Source organism: Rhodoferax sp., assembly GCF_014859475.1.
Lineage (GTDB): Bacteria > Pseudomonadota > Gammaproteobacteria > Burkholderiales > Burkholderiaceae_C > Rhodoferax.
In genome coordinates, this window is sequence record NZ_JACUUE010000263.1 from 1 (window position 1) to 2,826 (window position 2,826).

At 61.5% G+C, this 2,826-nt stretch carries 3 protein-coding genes; 1 reads left to right on the top strand and 2 read right to left on the bottom strand.

The window, feature by feature from the left end:
* Positions 1-120 precede the first annotated feature (120 nt).
* Positions 121-516 (bottom strand): RNA-binding protein, encoded by a 396-nt coding sequence (locus IBX54_RS14085; RefSeq protein ID WP_296543286.1) that lies wholly within the window; start codon positions 514-516, stop codon positions 121-123.
* Between the two features lie 315 nt (positions 517-831).
* Here IBX54_RS14085 and IBX54_RS14090 point away from each other — a divergent pair, with 315 nt between their 5' ends.
* Positions 832-1,953, top strand: coding sequence for an NADH:flavin oxidoreductase/NADH oxidase (locus IBX54_RS14090; protein ID WP_296543287.1), 1,122 nt, complete (start codon positions 832-834; stop codon positions 1,951-1,953).
* Here IBX54_RS14090 and IBX54_RS14095 read toward each other — a convergent pair.
* Positions 1,950-2,642: an ABC-type transport auxiliary lipoprotein family protein gene (locus IBX54_RS14095; RefSeq protein WP_296543288.1), complete on the bottom strand. Its 693-nt coding sequence runs from the start codon at positions 2,640-2,642 to the stop codon at positions 1,950-1,952. The two genes, IBX54_RS14090 and IBX54_RS14095, sit on opposite strands and share 4 nt — an antisense overlap.
* Positions 2,643-2,826: the final 184 nt, after the last annotated feature.

The following is a 2,826-nucleotide window of genomic DNA, read 5'->3' on the forward strand; positions in this document are numbered from 1 at the left end:
AGCGCAGCGTGGCGATCCAGGTATTCGGCAGTCATGGATTGCGTCACTTCGTTCGCAATGACGCTGTTCTTTCACGTTAAACAAAAAGGGCCCCGAAGGACCCTTTTTGTTTGTATCAGCTTAGTAGCTGCTACGGCCACCGCCGTAACCACCACCGCCGCCGCCGCCGTAGCCGCCGCCACCTGAGCGGCCGCCGCCTGCGCCACCACCGTAGCCACCGCCACCACCACCACCGTAGCCGCCGCCACCCGAACGGGGAGGACGCGGTTCCATGGGACGGGCTTCGTTGACCACGATGCCACGACCACCGTATTGTTGGCCATTCATGGCTTCAATGGCGGTTTGAGCTTGCGCATCATCGGCCATTTCAACAAAGCCAAAGCCTTTGGAGCGGCCGGTGTCACGTTCCATCATGACTTTGGCGCTGGTGACGGTACCGTGGGCTGCAAAAGCTTGCTGCAGATCATCATCACGGAAAGAATAAGGCAGATTGCCGACGTAAAGTTTGTTGCCCATGTAAGGACTCCTCAAAATAACTCAAAACGCGATGGAGTCCATAACCGCAATCAACAAACCAGTAAAGACTTAAGAAGCAGACGCGAGACTGACATTCACCGCAAACCATGTACTGTTTAAAAAAAACAATACAGGCGCCATGATACGTCAAGTTTTTGTTTTTCCATTTTTATTTTTTGCTATCCCCAAAAACCCACGCGAATTGCCATGCGTTATGCAGATAAACAGCCTTTACCCTGGAAATTTGCCTTGCCCAGGCAGCCCACCAATGGCGTACAGTCAAAGCCCGTGTTTTGATTTTTTGGAAAAGAACCCATGAGCCTGCTGTTTTCGCCCCTGACCCTGCCCTCGCCGCGCGGCGGCCTGACATTGCCCAACCGCCTCGTGGTGGCACCGATGTGCCAATACTCGGCAAACAACGGCTGCGCCACCGACTGGCATCTGATGCACTGGGGCAACCTGCTCAACAGCGGTGCCGCGATGTTCACCATCGAGGCCACCGCCGTGCTGCCCGAAGGCCGCATCACGCCCAACTGCCTGGGGCTTTGGGACGATCGCACCGAAGCAGCTTTGGCCGACCACCTGCAGCGCGCCCGCGCCCTGGCACCGCACACGGCGGTGTGCATCCAGCTCTCACACGCCGGGCGCAAAGCGTCTAGCGCGGTGCCATGGCAAGGCGGCCAACTGCTGGCACCGGCGCAGGGCGGCTGGGAAACTTTTGGCCCGTCCGCCGTGCCGCATTTGCCAACCGAGACGGCGCCCACGGCCATTTCTGCCGCCGAACTGATCAGGATACGTGAGGCTTTTGCGGCCGCTGCACAGCGCGCCGCGCGCCTGGGGCTTGAGGCCGTGGAACTGCACTGCGCCCACGGTTATTTGCTGCACCAATTCTTGTCGCCGCTGGCCAACCAGCGCAGCGACGCCTATGGCGGCAGCCTGGAAAACCGCATGCGCTTTCCGCTTGAAGTGTTTGCCGACGTGCGCCAGGCGTTCGACGGCGTGCTGGGCCTGCGCCTGTCAGCCACTGACTGGGTCGAAGGCGGCTGGGATTTGCCGCAAAGTCTTGAATTTTCACAGCGCCTGAAGGCCGCTGGCTGCGACTTTGTCCACATTTCTTCCGGTGGCGTGTCACCGCTGCAAAAAATTGCGCTGGGTGCCGGTTATCAGGTGCCTTTTGCCAGCGCCATCCGCGCAGCCACCGGCATGGTCACCACCTCGGTCGGCCTGATCACGCAGGCGCAACAAGCCGAGGCCATTTTGCAGACAGGTGATGCCGACCTGATTGCGCTGGCACGCGGCTTTTTGTACCAGCCTCGCTGGGGCTGGCAGGCTGCCGCGGCGCTGGGCGCCACGGTCCAGGCCAGCCCGCAGTACTGGCGTTGCCTGCCACGCGAGGCGCAGGCAGCCTTTGGCAAGGTGACGGTGGCGCAGCGTTAAAGTGGCGCCAGCCATGCCGCCATCTGCTCGGCCAGCTGGTCGCTGGCCGCCGTCAGGGCGCGCACGGCGCCCACCGCATCAGGAGACGGCGCCGGCTGCTGCACCACAAAACTGCGCTGCGCCAGCAAAATTTCACTGCCCGAGGCGCGCTGCGTCAGCGTGGCGCGCAGACGCAGCAAACCATGGCTGTCAGCGGGCGAGTCAAACACCTGGCTGAATTCTTCCAGCACCAGACGCAGGTTCAGCAGCGGCGCTGCCAGGCTTGGCGAGGGTGCTGATACGGGCGCTGCGGCGGCAGACGCGGCAAAACGCGGCGCACTGGCTGGCAAGAGTTCACCCGGTGCCACTACAGCGCGCTGCAAAGCAAGGTGCTGACGCAGGCGCTGGCTGATCAATTGCGCTGGCGGCATGCGCCAGCGCGCCAGGGCATAAGGCTTGAGCTGCTGGGCATCGGCATAGGCCAGTCGGTACAACACGGCATCAGCGTCGAGCGACGGCGGAGCCTGGGTGTCAAACAACACCAACGGGGCCATGTGGGCAAGTGCAGCTGCCACCGAAACCGGCAGTGGCGCGGGGCCAAAGTCGTACACCTTGTGGGTTTCTGCCGACCGCGGCGAGGCACAGCCCGCCAGCCACAGCGCCAGCGCAAGCCACAAGCCCCGAGTCATTTGCACAACAGATTTTTTCATGACGTTCCAATACAAATATCAGGGGACATGGATTGCCACACTTCGCTCGCAATGACAACCGAAACCGTGAACCGTCCTCGCGAGCCCTCCGTACCTGGTCCGATACCGCACACGGACCTTGAACAGAGACTTCGTCATCGCGAGCGAAGCGTGGCGATCCATGACTTCCGGGGACATGGATTGC

Excerpts from the sequence above, each read along its gene's own strand:
- IBX54_RS14085 (WP_296543286.1), bottom strand. The coding sequence starts at position 516 with ATGGGCAACAAACTTTACGTCGGCAATCTGCCTTATTCTTTCCGTGAT.
- IBX54_RS14090 (WP_296543287.1), top strand. The coding sequence starts at position 832 with ATGAGCCTGCTGTTTTCGCCCCTGACCCTGCCCTCGCCGCGCGGCGGC.
- IBX54_RS14095 (WP_296543288.1), bottom strand. The coding sequence starts at position 2,642 with ATGAAAAAATCTGTTGTGCAAATGACTCGGGGCTTGTGGCTTGCGCTG.